Genomic DNA, 16394 nt, shown 5'->3' with positions numbered 1-16394 from the left:
AATTTCGGTGTTTCTAGGTTATGCTGACGACCTGCTTAGGAGGCTACCCATGACCTATGATTTCGACCTGTTTGTGATCGGTGCCGGTTCCGGCGGTGTGCGCGCCGCGCGTTTTGCCGCAGGTTACGGTGCCCGCGTGGCCGTGGCCGAGAGCCGCTACCTCGGCGGTACCTGCGTGAATGTCGGCTGCGTGCCGAAAAAACTGCTGGTGTATGGCGCGCACTTCGCCGAAGACTTCGAACAGGCGCAGGGCTTTGGCTGGTCGCTGGGTGAGGCGGGATTCGATTGGCCGACCCTGATCGCCAACAAGAATCGTGAGATCGAGCGGCTCAACGGCGTCTACCGCAATCTGCTGGTCAACAGTGGAGTGACCTTACTTGAGGGGCATGCACGCCTGCTGGACGAGCACAGCGTCGAGCTCGATGGTCAGCGTTACAGCGCCAAGCACATCCTGATAGCCACCGGCGGTTGGCCGTTCATCCCTGATTTCCCAGGCAGCGAGCATGCGATCACCTCGAACGAGGCATTCTTCCTCAAGCAGTTGCCCAAGCGCGTGCTGGTGGTTGGCGGTGGCTACATCGCCGTCGAGTTCGCCTCTATTTTCCATGGCCTGGGTGCCGAAACCTCACTGTTATACCGCAGAGAGTTGTTCCTGCGGGGCTTCGATGGTGCCGTGCGCCAACATCTGCGCGAGGAACTGACTAAGCGCGGGGTGGACTTGCAGTTCAACAGCGATATCGAGCGCATCGACAAACAGGCCGACGGCAGCCTGCAGGCTACCTTGCAGGACGGCCGTGTGATGCATGCCGATTGTATCTTCTACGCCACCGGCCGGCGGCCGATGCTGGATAACCTGGGGCTGGAGAATACCTCCGTCGAGTTGGATGACGACGGCTCTATCCGGGTCGATGAGCATTACCGGACTACGTCGCCATCGATTCTGGCGATTGGCGATGTCATCGGCCGCGTGCAGCTAACCCCGGTTGCGCTGGCCGAGGGCATGGCGGTGGCGCGGCAGTTGTTCAAGCCGGAAGAGTACCGTGCGGTCGACTATCAGACGATCCCGACTGCGGTATTCAGTCTGCCCAATATCGGCACCGTCGGCCTTAGCGAGGAGCAGGCGAAGTCCGCTGGGCACTCGGTCGAGGTGTATGAGAGCCGTTTCCGACCGATGAAGCTGACGCTCACCGAGTGCCAGGAGCGCACTCTGATGAAACTGGTGGTGGATGCCGACAGCGACCGGGTATTGGGTTGCCACCTGGTCGGCCCAGACGCCGGTGAAATCATTCAGGGGCTGGCCGTGGCGCTGAAAGCCGGGGCGACTAAGCAAACCTTCGACGACACCATTGGTGTGCATCCAACCGCCGCAGAGGAGTTTGTTACCATGCGCACCCCTGTCGCATCCTGAAGGCCGCATGGTTCAGCTCTTCTACTTCGCCGACCTGTTCGGCGTTGCGGTCTTCGCCATCACCGGTGCGCTGATGGCCGGGCGCAAATCCATGGACCTGTTCGGGGTTCTGGTGATTGCCGTGATCACCGCGCTGGGTGGTGGCACCCTGCGCGATGTGATCCTCAACAACCATCCGGTCAGCTGGATTCGCGACGATACCTATATTGTCGTGGCATCCTTGGCGGCCGTCGGGACGGTGCTATGGGTGCAATTGACCCAACCCATTCATGAAAAAGGCTTGTTGATTGCCGATGCCTTTGGCCTCGCGGTGTTTACGGTGATCGGCACTGAGGTGGCTTTGCAGCACAACGTGCCCCTCAGCACGGCGGTGATCATGGGGGTAATGACTGGCGTGGCCGGCGGGGTGATGCGCGATGTCATCTGCAACGAAATCCCGCTGATTTTCCGCAAGGAAATCTATGCCACCGCCTGTATTGCCGGCGCCCTGGCGTTTATCGGCCTGCGTGCGTTGGACACGCCGCCCTGGCTGGATACGGGGATCGCCATGCTGGTGGTGTTGTTTATCCGTCTGGCGGCGATTCGCTGGCACTTTTCGCTGCCGCGCTTCCATTTGCTGGATCGCGACTGAAGATGATCGAGCAGTTGAGCCTGTTCGCGTGACGTCTGACTACGCCGTCTCGGAGTCAACCCGGTACTGATAGCTACCCGTAAGGTTTAGCTACCCCTGCGGTGTTGCCCATCCATGAAACGCAGTATCCACTCTTCGGCATCACCCACCTATACCGCGTTCCCCACATCGCTAAACGGCTTCAATCTAGCCCGGCTATGCGCTGACAGTCGGTAGCGCCGCTCGGCCTCCCTCACCAAATCCTCTGTAACAAAGCCTTTGGCTGTTCGTCTTATTTTGGCGAACAGGTGATTTTGGAGGATGACGCTATGAAATCCACATTCTATATGACGGCCTTCAGCGGCCTCTTGGTGATGTTTGCTGCCGCTACACCTGGACTGGCAGCCAACACCTCGGTTCCATCACTGACTCAAGAGCCAGTTTTAATGCTGGCGGAAGGAGGTAGTAATCGTTTACTGCAGTACCAGGTGCAGCGGCTTGAAGCCATGCGAGACAGTCGGGATGCAAGCCAAGGCTTTGCTCAACTAATCGAAGAGCAACCTACTGCGGCAGGTATGCAAACTGAGCGTGAGGAGCGCGATACAGTTAAGCAGCCAGAACGCCAGTACAAGTCTCCGATCCATAGGGATAGAGTTGAGTTCGGACTGCATTAATCGTAACGGCGAGCCCGCAGGCACTCAGTAAATATGATGAGTGCCCGCGGGCTTTGCTTTGTTCGATACGAGATGACAGTGGTGGTCTTAAACGTATTTAGTCGAGCGTTATAACCCGGAATACCTCGCCTGCGACAAGCGCCATCAGCCCGAGAGGATGTATGGGCTGTGAGCCAGTATCGGTACTGGCTGGGCATTAGGCGCGCGAATTTTCCTGAAACTTCCTGAGCAGAGGGCAGTCCACTTAGCCGGTGGCTGAGATTTGATCTCGGTTATTCAAATGGATCAGGAAAAGGGAAACGAAATGGACAATAAAGAGGCAATTTCGGTACTAAACGATCTGATCGAAACCAGTAAGGACGGAGAAAAAGGTTTCCGCGAGTGTGCTGAAGACGTCAAGAGTGCTCAGCTGAAGACATTTTTCAATCAACGTGCGCAGGAGTGTGGTGAGGCAGCCCGTGAGCTTCAGCGGCAAGTAAGTAGCATGGGTGGTGATCCGGAAACCAGTTCCAGCCTCTCCGGCACGGTGCACCGCCGCTGGGTTGACTTGAAGAGCATGATTACCGGCAAGGATGACGAAGCCATTCTCAATGAATGTGAGCGCGGCGAAGACGTGGCGCTGAAAAACTACAAGGCTGCACTGCAGAAGGATCTGCCGCCAGCTGCGCGCAGTCTCGTCGAGAAGCAGTTTCACGGTGTGCAGCGTAACCATGACCAGGTTAAGTCTCTGCGTAATACGGCTCGCGTTAACTGATCAGCAAAGGCTATTGCCTGGCCGCGTAAACAAAAAGAGGGCACGAGCGCGCCCTCTTTTTGTTTCGGCTGACGTCTTAGAGGTAGCTCAGGCCTGCTGCGTGTCGAGTGTCTGGTAGTACAAGCGAAAAGGGGGGCGCTGAAGTGATCCCCTTTTATTTGGCTCTGTTCCAGTTACCTGTTGAGTCGCCGCAAAGCCGTGATTTCACGGGGCTTCATATTATGCGTTGGAGACAGTCATTACGCGGGTATGCGGTTGGCGCCGAGAACCTGCAATACGTTACAGGTACGTAGCCTTTTGTGTGCCCGCTGCCGTCTACCCGACAGCGGTCCAGTTTGTTGTCCTCAGAAGTGATACTTGACCAACGCTTGCACCGCGATCTGATCGAAACCGTCGGTGGAGCCATCGATGGGTTTTATGCCGTACTTGTTGTGCCACATATTCAGTTCGGTGCCGACATAGAGCTTACGCTCTTCGCCGAACAGGGCCTTGCCGGCGTCCCACTTGACCTGGATCGAGGAGCCGACCGAGGTTTGGGTGCCAGCATCCTTGGAAGGTGAGCGCCAGTCGACGTAACCGTCTACCACGAAGCTCTGGTCACCGATGGCAAAAGGGTAAGCGCCGGCCACGGTCAGCTGGGTGGCGTAGCCGTTGCCGACATCGCTGGCCCTGAAGTCATGATCGAAGAGAATGTGGTTATTGATCTTCACTCGGTACAGGTTGGTCTGCAGGAAGGCGAAGCCGGGGACGTCCCAGTCGAAGCCAAGGCCATACAGGTAATTCTCGGTGCCGGGGCCGCCGTTGCCTTTTTCATATGTGAAGGCCGCTTTTACGTCCTTCAATGGGCCGGCGGACAGCTCCTGGCCGCTCAGCCAGCTGAGGCTGACACGTGGCGAAAACTCCATGTAATAGAAGTGGCTCTTTTCCTTGACGGTGAGGTTGCCGAAGTTGCTGCCGCGGAACTGTAGGTTGTCGGCATCGATGTAGTCGTAGAAGGCAAAGATGTCGCCCCACTTCCAGCCGCTAGCGTGCTCGAAGGTGTAGGTGGTTTGCGAGCGCTGTTCTTCACCATTGAAGTTGAGGCGCTGGAAGTTGCTGCCGTTGAGGTAGGTCAGGCTATTGTCTTGCCAGAACAGCATGTCGTCGGCGATGGCCTGCTGGCCTGCGAGCAGGCCGGCGGACAGCACGAAGCAATGAGACAGGTATTTAAGCTTCATCGGATCTTCCTTATTTTTTTGGACTTACTAGGGGCATAACCCTGCAGCGAGCTGCCGGGATACATAGGGGAAATGGCTATGGTCTCTATGGTGCCTGGCTCGGCTTGAGGGCTGGCTTGAGGGTGATCGGCACTGCAGTGTGCACGGCTTCGCGCTGAAGATTTTCTAGCGCGTCCTGCTGGACGGTCGCCGCGCCGAGGCAGAACGAAATGGCCAGGGTCAACAGGCTGAGGTGCTGTAGAACGGTTGCACTGAAGGGCTGGATGCCGACGAAGCAGGCCAATACATCAAGCAAGGTGACGCAAGTGGCGGAGGCCAGGGCCGGCCCATCACCCAGCGGATAGATGCGGTCGCTGCTGCCAGTGAGCGGAGCTGCGTTGTCGGCTGTACTAGTCGTGGTCATGTCAGAGCCTGCCGGTTGTTCTTATACGGTCATGGGCTGGTGTGAGGCGTGCTGTGTTTCTAGCTGATCCGGCTAAAAAGCTGACTCAATGGTCAGGGTTGGCCGACTATACAATGTGTGGACACGATTAAAAACAATTTTTTTGTAGGTTGTGCACAATGATCTGGTCATGCTGCTGCGCGAGTTATTTGACGGCGAGGAGGGGCGTCAGGGTGCGCTCTGCGTGGGGCAGGGCGCGTGCGGTCTGTAGGCGGGAGTACTGCGACAAGAGCCGGCACGTCGCTGCCAGTCGGGGTCGAGCGCGGCGAATGCGGCGAATTAAGCTGCGCATTTGTCTGTCTCGGCGCTACAGCACAGCATCGATACGCTCTGACCGGGCGTTTTCCACAAAAAAGGGACCACGCTAAGCGTGATCCCCTTTTTTGTCGGATGCCGTCTACCCGGCGGCGTCCAGGTTCGCTTGGTTACCGAGCCCTAGAAGTGGTACTTCACCAGGGCTTGGAAGGCGGCTTGGTCGAAGCCGTGGCCCGACCCGTCGATAGGTTTTGCACCGTAGCGGTTATTCCACATGTTCACTTCGGTGCCCACGTAGAGTTTGCGGCCCTCGCTATATAAGGCTTTTCCGGCATCCCATTTGACCTGGATCGAGGAGCCGACCGACGTCCGGGTATTGGAGGTGGAGGTTCCTGCGCGCCAGTCGACGAAGCCGTCGACGACGAAGTCCTGCTCGCCGATAGCGAAGGGGTAGGCGCCGGACACGGTCAGTTGATAAGTGTGGGCGTTGTTTTTGCCGTGTGCACGGTCGAAGTAAACGTTGTTGTTGACCTTCACGCGGTACAGGTTGGCGTTCAGGTAGGCGAAGCCCGGTACGTTCCAGGCCGTGCCAATGCCGTACAGGTAGTTCTCGGTGCCTGCACCGCCATCGCCCTTTTCATAGGTAAAGGCTGCAAACACATCTTTTAGCGGACCGGCGGAGAGTTTGTGTCCGCTCAGCCAGCTGAGACTGACGCGTGGTGAGAGCTCCATGTAGTAGAAGTTCTCCTTCTCATGGCCAAAGTCGCCGCGACGGGATTGCTTGTTGTCGGCGAGGACGTAGTCGGCAAAGCCAAACATGTCGCCCCAGGCCCAGCCGCTGGCGTGCTCGAAGGTGAAGGTGGTTTGGGTCTTATCTTGTTCTGTGTTGAATTGGCCTCTATTGAAGTTTTCGCCGTATAGGTAGGACAGGCTGTTGTTCTGCCACAGCAGCATGTCGCCGGCTATGGCTTGCTGGCAGCCAAACAGAGCGACCGAGAGGGCGAGGCAATGAGACGCGTACTTCAGGTTCATTGGATATCCTTATTTCCAGGAGCAACAAAGCTGCTCCGTCCGCGGCGAACCGCAGGAGAAGATTATCGGCTTTAGTTGAGCTTGGCTGCAGCTTCGAGGTTCGGCGCAAGCGCTTGAGCCTCATCGTCCTGCGGGTTTTGCAGCACGGTGTGCAGGTGTGACTCGGGCTCGTAGTCGTCTTCTTCCTGTTCCAGATCCTCTTCCGGCAGAAACATGTTGAGCAGGATGGCACTCAGGGCTCCGATAGTGATCGGCGAGCCGAAGATGTTTTTCAGGAAGTCGGGCATCTGCGACAGGGCGCCCGGGACTGCGGCCACACCGAGGCCGAGGCCGAGGGAGATGGCTACGATCAGCACGTTGCGGCGATGCAAGCCGGCTTCGGCGAGAATCCGGATACCGGCCACGGCGACGGTGCCAAACATGATCAGGGTTGCGCCGCCTAGTACCGGTTTGGGCATCAACTGCAGCACCGCGCCGAGAGTCGGGAACAGACCGAGAATGATGAAGATCGCGGCAATGTAGTAGCCGACGTGGCGGCTGGCAACACCGGTGAGCTGGATCACCCCGTTGTTCTGGCTGAAGGTGGTCATCGGCAGGCTGTTGAACACCGCCGCCATCGCCGAGTTGCAGCCGTCGGCGAGTACCCCGGACTTGATCCGGCGTAGATACAACGGGCCTTTGACTGGCTGTTTGGAGATGATCGAATTGGCGGTCAGATCGCCAGCGGTCTCCAGCGGAGTGATCAGGAAGATCACCGCGATCGGTACGAAGGCCAGCCAGTCGAAGCTGAAACCGAACTTGAAGGGCACTGGCACGCTGACCAGTGGCACCTCGGCCATGGTGGCGAAGTCTACGCGGCCGGTGAACCAGGCTACGGCGAAGCCCAGGGCCAGGCCAACGATCACCGCCGACAGACGCACCACCTGCGATTGAAAGCGGTTGAGTACGATGATGGTGGTCAATACCAGTGCCGCCAGTCCCAGGTGATGCAGGGCGCCGAGATCCGCTGCGCCGAAGCCGCCAGCGATGTCGGTCATCGCCACTTTGATCAGGGATAAGCCGATCAGGCAGATGATAGTGCCGGTGACTACAGGGGTGACTATCTTGCGCAGCTTGGTCATCACCTGGCTGAAGGCAATCTCGACGAATGCCGCGCAGAAGCACACGCCAAACAGAGTCGAGAGAATCTCCTCGGGACTACCGCCACGGGATTTGACGATCATCCCAGCACTGAGAATTGCGCTCAAGAAGGCGAAGCTGGTGCCTTGCAGGCACAGCAGTCCAGAGCCGATCGGGCCAATGCGTTTGGCCTGGACGAAGGTGCCGAGACCAGAGACGAACAGCGCCATGCTTACCAAGTAAGGCACATAGGCGCCGAGGCCCAGTACGTTACCGACGATCAAGGTGGGAGTGATGATGCCAACGAAGCTTGCCAGTACATGCTGCAGGGCGGCGAAGATGGCTGGGGCGAACGCGGGGCGGTCATCTAGCTGGTAGATCAGGTCGTTGTTGCCCGCGGACGGAACCGCGGTATTCGGGTTGCTAGTCGTGGTCATGTCATAGCCTGCCAGTTTTAATTATTCGGTCGTGGGCTTGAGCGAGGCTTCACGGCGCCTCTATCTGATCGATGCAAGATCTGTCTGATCGGTCAGGTTACCTCGACTATAGCAAGTTGCTTTTGGCTTTGTGAACAACTGATTTTAATATTGTGTACAAAAAACTAATACCCGGTCTGATGCTCCAGCACCTGCCGCTGTTGCCGCGACAATAGCCGTTCAGCACCAGGCTTTATGGCCAGGTGCGTGAGGGCGCAGGGATAGGACGCAGCGTCAGGTTTTCGGTTGCAGATCGCGAGCCACGTGCTCGGCCAAACCTGCACCGGCTTCGCTCATGGTCAGGTAGGTGCGGTCAGCGCCTGCATCCTGAATGCGTTGGGCGATGTCCTCATACAAGGCATGGGAGACGATCAAGCCACGGAAGCCACGTTCACGCAGTTTCTGGGTGGAGATAATTTGCGTTTCGGCGTCATTGAGAGCCAGGATGACTGCCTCTACGGCAGGCATTTCGAGCATCTGCCAAAGCATCTGATCCTCGCCATCGGCAAACAACACCCGGCGGCCGACTTTGGCACTGAACTCGATGACGACTGGATCTGAGTCCAGGCCCACTACCTCAAACCCTTTCTCCTGCAAGTGGTCATAAGCGGCGCGACCGGTACGGCCCATGCCCATTATCAGAATCTGCGAATTGCCCAATGATACGGGTTGCTCATCGGGGTGACGGGTATCCCGCTCTAGCGGTATCAGGCGCTTGGCCAGTTTTTCATAGAGTGGGTGAGCGTGACGGTTAAGGGGGGCTGAAATGACGAAAGACACGGCCAGAGTAATGGCCAGGGGGATTGTCCATTGCGGCAGAACCACACTGGTGACGATCAGGCCGAACTCGCTGTAGTTGGTCAGGCTCACGCTGCTGAGGAATGCACTACGAGCGCGTAGGCGGAACCTGAGGAAGAGGGCAAAAAACAACAGGCCTTTGAGGGGTAGGACGAGCGCCATTACAGCGGCAAAAATCAGCGCGTCGGCGCCCGGTAGGCCGCCGATACCAATTTGCAGGAAAAACCCCACCAGGAAGATTTCCTTGATGCTCCACAGGGAGTTGGACAGTTCGACGGCCCGTTTGTGTTTGGCCAGCATGGCTCCGAAGGCCAGGGCGCCTAGCTCTGAACTGAGACCGATATATTCGAAACCATAACCACCAACCGCCAGGGCCATTAGCAAGCCCAGTAGTACCATCAGTTCTTCGTGGCCGCTGGCATCGAGTAAACGAAACAGCAGTGGACGCAACAGGGGCAAGGCGAACACCAGCAGAGCCCAGGGGGAAGGCACTTCACCGCTGGCCAGGCTCATCACCACCAGGGCGATCAGGTCCTGGATGATCAGCACGCCTATAGCAACTCGACCGTGGAACGCGCGTAGTTCGCGTTTGCTTTCGAGCACCTTGGCCGCCAATACGGTGCTCGAAAAAGATAAGGCGATGGCCAGCAGTGCACCCTGTTGCCAGGGTAAATCCAGAATCAGCAGGATTGCCGGGAGGAGCAGCAGGCTGGAAATGGCAAAGTGCAGCAGGCCGCCGCCAATGACCTCGCGGCGAATCAGGTTACCCAGCTTGAGCTTCAGGCCTACGGTGAACATCAGCAGGAGGACGCCGAGGTGAGCGATATGCTCCAGCACCAGACTGTCGAGCGGACCAATGTCCAAATGGGCGCCAAGTCCCGCTAGCGTGAAGCCTGCGCCCAGGTAGCCGACTAACGGGGGTAACCCTATAGAGCGTGCAGCCAGGCCCATGACGAACGCGACAGCAATCCAGGAGGCTTCGATCATTGGCAGTCCCTGTTGGCTTAAGGCTAGCAACTGTCAAGTGTAGCGGGCGGGCTGGGTGATGGTCTGCGCAATGCCACGATCTGCCTCAAGGCGTCGCGTCTCGACGCCATGAGTCCGTTGCCTGAGCGCAGCCAGCGCCCCATTAAAAGCCAAAGCCCGCCTAATGGCGGGCTGGTAACGCAGCAGGGTTGCCGGGGAGTTAGTCGAGTTTGGCGCCTTGGGCAATCCAGACGCCGATCAGGTTGCGCTCTTCCTGGGTCATCTGGGTGATATTGCCCAGCGGCATGACTTGCGAAGCCACTGCCTGGGCCTGGATCTTCGCGGCTTGCTGCTGGATCTGTTGCGGGGTGTCGAGCATCAGACCTGCTGGCGCAGCACTAAACATCGGGCTGCTGGGCGTGGCCGAGTGGCACACGGAGCAGCGTTCCTGAATCACACTGTTGACCTTGGTGAAGTCCGGGTTGCCTGCGGCAGTTGGCGTTTCGGTCTGCGCTGGCGCTTGAGTCGCTTCACTGGCCTGTTCGACCATTGCCACCGTTGCAGCCGGCTGGCTGGCCTGAGAGGCGACCGGAGTAGCGTTCGTAGTGGGACGCATCGGGGAAGTGACATAAGCCAGACAGATCATGCCCAAAGCCGCAGCCGGCAAGGTCCAGGCAAACTTGTTGCTGTCGTGGCGAGTGTTGAAGTAATGGCGCACCAACACTGCGAAGATCGCGATGCCCGCCAGAATCAGCCAGCTGTACTGGCTACCATAGGTGCTCGGAAAGTGGTTGCTGATCATGATGAACAGCACGGGCAGGGTGAAGTAGTTGTTGTGACGCGAACGCAACAGGCCTTTGGCTGGCAGGCTTGGGTCAGGGATAGTGTTGTCTTCGATGGCCTTAACCAGCGCGCGTTGTGCCGGCATGATGGTGAAGAATACGTTGCCGACCATGATGGTGCCTATGATCGCACCGACATGCAGGTAGGCAGCGCGGCCGCTGAAAATGAGGCTGAAACCATAGGCCGCCGCGATCAGCAGGACGAACAGCACCGCACCGAGAAGCGCCGGACGCTTGCCCAGAACCGAGTCGCAGAGGAAGTGATACGCCACGTAGCCGGCAACCAGCGAGCCGAGGCCAATGGCGATGGCCACGGCGGGTGCCATGTCACTACCGGGGGCGATCAGGTACAGGCTCGGGTTGAGGTAGTACACCACCATCAGCAGGGCGACGCCGGACATCCAGGTCCAATAGGCTTCCCATTTGAACCAATGCAGGTTGTCCGGCATTTTTGGTGGGGCCAGTTTGTATTTCTCCAGATGGTAGATACCGCCACCGTGAATCGCCCACAGGTCGCCGGCCAAGCCGTCACGTGGGTTCTTCCGGTTTAGGTTGTTCTCCAGCCAGACAAAATAGAAGGATGCACCGATCCAGGCGATACCGGTGATCATATGAACCCAGCGAATGCTCAGGTTCAGCCATTCAGTCAAATGTGCTTCCACAGTGTTTACCTCTTTCCAGTGCCGGCACGCCGGCCTCCTGGCCTTCTCTTATTGGTGGGGGTCGAGGAGCAGTTGCTCATCCTCGGTAAAGAAATGCTCATCGCAGTTGTTACCAGAACCACTGCGATCAACCACCAGGAAGTCATCCCGCTTTTCGATCGTCAGCACCGGGTGGTGCCAGACGCCGCGATGGTAATTGATGCCCTGCCGACCGTTGCTGCGGAAGGCTCGGACAAGTCCTGATACAGGTGCATCGCCAACTGGCGCGACCACGATCAGAAAGGGGTTGCCGAGCAGCGGTATGAACGCTTGGCTGCCCAGCGGATGGCGTTCCAACATGCACACGGTCAGTGGCAGCTCCAGGGCTTCGGCACTGAAGATGCTGATGATCGCCTTATCCTCCGGCTGCGCGGTCTCGACCGTGGCCAGTTTGTGATAGCGGCGCGTGGAGCCGTTATTGATCATGAAGAACTCGCTGCCCTCGGTTTCGATGACATCGCCGAAAGGGGCGAAGGCTTCTTTGCTCAAAGGCTCGATGATCAGTTTGCGCATGATGACTCGCTAATATCGTGAGTTTGTAGGAGCCAGCTTGCTGGCGATGCCTTTCGGGCATTGATCGCCTGCAAGCTGGCTCCTACGAGGGTTAGGTTTACTTGCTTACTTTGCCGAACAGGCGCAGGCGGCTGATACCTCCGTCCGGGAACACGTTGACACGTACGTGAGTGATCGGGCCGAGCGCCTGGATCTGCTCGGCAAACTCGTGCTCGGCGTGCATCTGCAGTTTCTGGCTCGGCAGCAGTTCGCGCCAGAACAGGCTTTGGGTCTCGATCTGGCTGTCGGTACCGCCTTTGACGAAAGCGCCCTGGATCGAGCAGCTGTCCGGGTAGTTGCCCTTGAAGTGTAGGGTGTCGACGACGATGCGCTCGATCTCGCCCGGGTGGCCAAGGGCGACGATCACCCAGTCATTGCCCGGCGTACGACGGCGGGCGGTTTCCCAGCCATCGCCCATGTTGATGCCGCGACCCGGGTTGAGGATGTTGCTCATGCGGCCGAAGTGTTCGTCAGAGCAGGCCAGAGCGCGGCCGCCATTCAGAGCGGCTGCCAGGTCTACCTGTTCGTTGTCGGCAACCGACGACCAGTCGCGGAACGGGATGCCGTAAACGCGCAGACGGGCGACGCCGCCGTCAGGGTAGATGTTGAAGCGCAGGTGGGTGAAGGCCTGAGCGTTGTTGATTTCATGGTAATGGTGGTTGTTGCCCTGCAGTTCTACGGCACCCAGCACTTCGCTCCACTCGGTGGCATCCGTTGGATCGCCTTCGGCGACGAAACAGCCTTCCAGGGAAGCCGACGGCGGAAAGTTGCCGGTGAAAAAGCTGGTATCGATGTCCACGCCCTTGATCGAACCCGGCACACCGAGACGGATCACGGCGCTGTCGAAGCCCTCGAAGCGCTTACGGCGCGATTCCCAGCCGTCCATCCACTTGCCGTTATCATCGAACACGCCCTCCTTCCAGACGGCCGGGGTTGGCTGGAACAGACGGTTGACGTCTGCGAACCAATCGTCGGTAACCGAGATGGCCTTGGTGCCAAGGCGCGCGTCGGCGAGGTTGACGTATTTCTCGAAGGGTACGGCGTAAGCTTTCATGGATGTCTGCCTTTAATGAGGGCGTAGAGGACGGATGGCGTTGGTGTTTGCAGAGTGCTCCGGTCGGAGCTAGAGCTGCTGCAAACGGAACAGCGCAATCTTGTTGATTTCGGCCAGGGCGCAGGCGAATTCCTGCTCCGGGGAGTTATGGATGCGCTCCTCGAAGGCCGCCAGGATCTGGTGCCGATTGCTGCCCTTCACCGCCATGATGAAGGGAAAGCCGAACTTGGCTTTGTAGGCGTCGTTCAGTTCGGTGAAACGGGCGAACTCCTCGGCGGTACAGGCGTGGATACCCGCGCCAGCTTGCTCAGACGTGGAGGAGGCCGTCAGCTCGCCGCGTACCGCTGCTTTGCCAGCCAGGTCCGGGTGAGCGTTGATCAGCGCCAGCTGTGCCGTGTGGCTGGCGCTGAGCAACAGGTCGGCCATGCGCTGATGCAGGCCGTCGATGTCGTCGAGGCTGTCGTCCAGGCCCAGGTCGTACGCTTGCTCGGCAACCCAGGGTGAGTGCTCGTAGATATCGGCGAACGTGGCGACGAAAACATCGCGGCTCAGTTGGGACGGGGTCAGGGTCTGAAAGCGGCTCATTTGAAGCTCTCCTGCTGCGAGTTCAGGGAGAAGGGATGGGTGGCGTACCAGTGCTGGGCAATGTCGACACGCCGCGCGCACCAGACCTTGTCGTGCCCTTTGACGTATTCGAGGAAGCGCGCCAGGGCGGCCAGACGCGCCGGGCGTCCGAGCAGGCGGCAATGCATGCCGATGGACAGCATCTTCGGCGCGCCTTCTAAGCCTTCTGCGTAGAGCACGTCGAAGGCGTCTTTGAGGTACTGGTAGAAGTCATCACCGGTGTTGAAGCCCTGCACCTGGGTAAAGCGCATGTCGTTGGTGTCGAGGGTGTAGGGAATCACCAGGTGCGGTTGGTCCGCGCTGCTGGCCGGATCCCAGTAAGGCAGGTCATCGTCGTAGGTATCGGAGTCGTAGAGGAAGCCACCTTCCTCCCTGACAAGACGCCGGGTATTTGGCCCGGTGCGCCCGGTGTACCAGCCCAGCGGGCGTTCGCCAGTAAGTTCGGTGAGGATGCGGATCGCTTCGAGCATATGCTCGCGCTCCTGGGCCTCGTCCATGTACTGATAGTCGATCCAGCGCAGGCCGTGGCTGCAAATTTCGTGACCGGCCGCGACCATGGTCTTAATTACCTCGGGGTGGCGCTGGGCAGCCATGGCCACGGCAAATACCGTCAGGGGTATTTCATGTTTCTGGAACAACTTGAGCAGACGCCACACGCCGGCCCGACTGCCGTACTCGTAGAGCGACTCCATGCTCATGTTGCGGGCGCCTTGCAACGGCTGGGCAGAGACCATCTCGGAAAGAAAGGCCTCGGACTCCTGATCGCCATGCAACAGGTTGCGCTCGCCGCCTTCCTCGTAGTTGAGGACAAACGACAGGGCGATACGTGCATCGCCCGGCCAGTGCGGGTGCGGTGGTGTGTTGGCGTAACCGATCAGGTCGCGAGGGTAATCAGCGCTCACTGCAGTCTTCCTTCTTTAGCGTTGTTGCGGCCATTAGGTAACCCCTGGATTTCAGGGTTGCGACCGTGATGAGTAATTGTATACAAAATGACTTGTGATTTGTAAATCGAAAAATCGTATTTTTTGCTGAGTTGACCTGCGACGAGCAATTGCCATGGTGCTCGGACATCCTCGCAGGTGCGTGTGCTTGACCAAGACAGTGTTTCTGATTGGGCGAAGGAATGGCATGCGCACTAAATAGTGGAGATTGGTATTTTGTGTACAATAATATAAAAAATTGTCTTGCAGTTGCTGCGCCATGTTATTCTGCGGCGACGTCGAGGCTAGCAAAGCCTGCACGACCTGCTGATATCAATAAAAGTAGAGGAGGCGAGGCGTCCGCATAGCCCTTGGCGGTGTGGGTGTCCAGAACCAATGGGACGATTAACGACACATATTCTAGATGCTGCGCACGGTTGCCCTGGCAGCGCGATCAAGGTTGAGTTATTCCGCGTCGAAGGCGGGCAGCATGAGCTGATTGCCACGGTTGTGACCAATGATGATGGCCGATGCGATGCACCCGTTTTACAGGGTGATGACTACCGCAGCGGTGTCTACCAGTTGCATTTCCATGCCGGCGACTACTACCGAGCCCGCGGTGTGGCGCTGCCTGAACCGGCCTTTCTCGATGTAGTGGTGCTGCGTTTCGGTATCGATGCCGGGCAGGATCATTACCATGTGCCGCTGCTGATTTCTCCGTACAGCTATTCCACGTATCGCGGTAGCTGAACCGACTGCTTGTAACCCGCTGACTCATTTATAGAGTCTTTAGCCCGCTCACACTGCGGGCTTTTTTTATTCCGTTGTAACGGGTTCCTGTCAGGTCGTCAGAGAGCTTATGTGCTGTGGGTGTGTGGCGCGGGAAATAAAAGAGAAGTTGGCAGGCAAGCGCAGCAGCCCTGTAGCTTGGCTTAGCGGCGCATACCGCTAAGAGCGCAGACGACGCAGGCTGCCGAATGCCGCGTAACCCAGCGCGACGTCGGCATTCGCGCCAACAATACTGGGTTACGCTGCAGCAAATGGGATACTTGAGCGGACTACCGCACACGAGTCTCTCCCAGCCTCGGATGGATAGTTCTGATCGCCGCGCTCAAGCACAGTCCTGTTGTCAGCGGCTGCCTCTACTTATGTGCGAAAACGATTCACCAGGCCGTTGAGTTCCTCGGACAGGTTGGAGAGGCTGTGCGAATCGCTGCGCGCCGACTCCGCCAGCCCCGCCACCAGTTGTGCATCGCCATGGATCTGACTGATGTGCCGATTGATGTCTTCGGCAACCTGATGCTGTTCCTCGGCTGCAGTGGCGATCTGAGCGTTCATGTCGCGGATCACATCGACTGACTCGCGGATCAGATCGAAGCTCGAACTCGCATGATTGATGCTGGTGACGGTGTGTTGCGAGACCTCCAGGCTGGCATGCATCTGTTTGGCCATCTGTCGGGTGCGTTGTGCAAGGTTACTCAGCAAACCATCGATTTCCGCCGTGGAGTCAGCAGTGCGCTTGGCCAGGGCCCGCACTTCGTCGGCAACCACGGCGAAACCGCGGCCCTGTTCACCAGCACGAGCGGCCTCAATGGCTGCGTTCAAGGCCAGCAGGTTGGTCTGCTCGGCGATGGAGCGAATAGTGCCGAGAATCGATTGGATATTGTTGTTGTCCTGCTCCAGTTGTTGCATGGCAGCGGCAGACTGGGAGATTTCGCGGCTCAACTGTTCGACGCTGCTCACGGCAGTATCGATTTGCTGCTGCCCTTCGCGTGCCTGGCGCTGCCCCTGGTCGGCGGATTCGGCAGCTTGATTGCAGGAGCGTGCCACTTCGTTGGCGGTAGCCACCATCTCGTGAAACGCGGTGGATACCATGTCGACCGATTCACGCTGGCGCCCGGCGACTTCTGCCATATCCCCGGACACTTTGGCTGAGGTGCCTGATGTCTG

16 protein-coding genes are annotated in these 16394 nt (G+C 58.3%); 5 read left to right on the top strand and 11 right to left on the bottom strand.

Annotated elements, in window-relative coordinates:
• Positions 1-49 precede the first annotated feature (49 nt).
• The 4 genes from gorA to TMS3_RS15900 all read left to right on the top strand — a co-directional run bounded on the left by gorA (position 50) and on the right by TMS3_RS15900 (position 3446).
• The gene (gorA, locus tag TMS3_RS15915) at positions 50-1408 is read left to right on the top strand and encodes a glutathione-disulfide reductase (protein WP_025166278.1); all 1359 of its coding nucleotides are present in this window, start codon (positions 50-52) and stop codon (positions 1406-1408) included.
• A gap of 7 nt (positions 1409-1415) precedes the next feature.
• Positions 1416-2039, top strand: coding sequence for a trimeric intracellular cation channel family protein (locus TMS3_RS15910; protein ID WP_025166277.1), 624 nt, complete (start codon positions 1416-1418; stop codon positions 2037-2039).
• Between the two features lie 308 nt (positions 2040-2347).
• Entirely contained in the window at positions 2348-2692 is a 345-nt protein-coding gene (locus TMS3_RS15905) for a hypothetical protein (protein WP_025166276.1), read from the top strand.
• Between the two features lie 304 nt (positions 2693-2996).
• Positions 2997-3446, top strand: coding sequence for a ferritin-like domain-containing protein (locus TMS3_RS15900; RefSeq protein WP_025166275.1), 450 nt, complete (start codon positions 2997-2999; stop codon positions 3444-3446).
• A gap of 344 nt (positions 3447-3790) precedes the next feature.
• Here the strand turns inward: TMS3_RS15900 and TMS3_RS15895 are convergent, their stop codons facing one another.
• The 10 genes from TMS3_RS15895 to puuE all read right to left on the bottom strand — a co-directional run bounded on the left by TMS3_RS15895 (position 3791) and on the right by puuE (position 14426).
• Positions 3791-4663, bottom strand: coding sequence for an outer membrane protein OmpK (locus TMS3_RS15895; RefSeq protein WP_025166274.1), 873 nt, complete (start codon positions 4661-4663; stop codon positions 3791-3793).
• A gap of 85 nt (positions 4664-4748) precedes the next feature.
• On the bottom strand, positions 4749-5066 hold the full coding sequence (locus TMS3_RS15890) for a hypothetical protein (protein ID WP_025166273.1): 318 nt from the start codon (positions 5064-5066) through the stop codon (positions 4749-4751).
• Positions 5067-5540: 474 nt separating this feature from the next.
• Positions 5541-6392: an outer membrane protein OmpK gene (locus tag TMS3_RS15885; protein ID WP_025166272.1), complete on the bottom strand. Its 852-nt coding sequence runs from the start codon at positions 6390-6392 to the stop codon at positions 5541-5543.
• A 71-nt stretch (positions 6393-6463) separates the two neighbouring features.
• Positions 6464-7948 carry a nucleobase:cation symporter-2 family protein gene (locus TMS3_RS15880; RefSeq protein ID WP_029866410.1) on the bottom strand — a complete coding sequence of 495 codons (1485 nt, stop codon included), beginning with the start codon at positions 7946-7948 and terminating at the stop codon, positions 6464-6466.
• A gap of 273 nt (positions 7949-8221) precedes the next feature.
• Complete coding sequence (locus TMS3_RS15875) at positions 8222-9772, bottom strand: cation:proton antiporter family protein (RefSeq protein ID WP_025166270.1); 1551 nt, start codon at positions 9770-9772, stop codon at positions 8222-8224.
• Positions 9773-9971: 199 nt separating this feature from the next.
• Positions 9972-11255, bottom strand: a complete 1284-nt coding sequence (locus TMS3_RS15870) for a urate hydroxylase PuuD (protein WP_025166269.1) — start codon at positions 11253-11255, stop codon at positions 9972-9974.
• Positions 11256-11303: 48 nt separating this feature from the next.
• A complete protein-coding gene (locus tag TMS3_RS15865) occupies positions 11304-11807 on the bottom strand; it encodes an ureidoglycolate lyase (RefSeq protein WP_025166268.1) in 504 nt (167 codons plus the stop codon).
• A gap of 97 nt (positions 11808-11904) precedes the next feature.
• The gene (gene alc, locus TMS3_RS15860; RefSeq protein WP_025166267.1) at positions 11905-12900 is read right to left on the bottom strand and encodes an allantoicase; all 996 of its coding nucleotides are present in this window, start codon (positions 12898-12900) and stop codon (positions 11905-11907) included.
• A gap of 69 nt (positions 12901-12969) precedes the next feature.
• Complete coding sequence (gene uraD / locus TMS3_RS15855) at positions 12970-13485, bottom strand: 2-oxo-4-hydroxy-4-carboxy-5-ureidoimidazoline decarboxylase (RefSeq protein ID WP_025166266.1); 516 nt, start codon at positions 13483-13485, stop codon at positions 12970-12972.
• On the bottom strand, positions 13482-14426 hold the full coding sequence (gene puuE / locus TMS3_RS15850; RefSeq protein ID WP_025166265.1) for an allantoinase PuuE: 945 nt from the start codon (positions 14424-14426) through the stop codon (positions 13482-13484). Before puuE ends, uraD begins: the two co-directional genes overlap by 4 nt.
• Before the next feature lie 414 nt (positions 14427-14840).
• On the opposite strand from puuE, the gene uraH reads away from it, so the two are divergent.
• Positions 14841-15194: a hydroxyisourate hydrolase gene (gene uraH / locus TMS3_RS24680; protein ID WP_025166264.1), complete on the top strand. Its 354-nt coding sequence runs from the start codon at positions 14841-14843 to the stop codon at positions 15192-15194.
• 396 nt (positions 15195-15590) lie between these two features.
• On the opposite strand, the gene TMS3_RS26005 is transcribed toward uraH, so the two are convergent.
• Positions 15591-16319, bottom strand: a complete 729-nt coding sequence (locus tag TMS3_RS26005) for a methyl-accepting chemotaxis protein (protein WP_407691623.1) — start codon at positions 16317-16319, stop codon at positions 15591-15593.
• Positions 16320-16394: the final 75 nt, after the last annotated feature.

Source organism: Pseudomonas taeanensis MS-3, assembly GCF_000498575.2.
Lineage (GTDB): Bacteria > Pseudomonadota > Gammaproteobacteria > Pseudomonadales > Pseudomonadaceae > Aquipseudomonas > Aquipseudomonas taeanensis.
The sequence above is the reverse complement of the archived record's forward strand: the minus strand, read 5'-3'. Positions and strand labels throughout refer to the sequence as shown.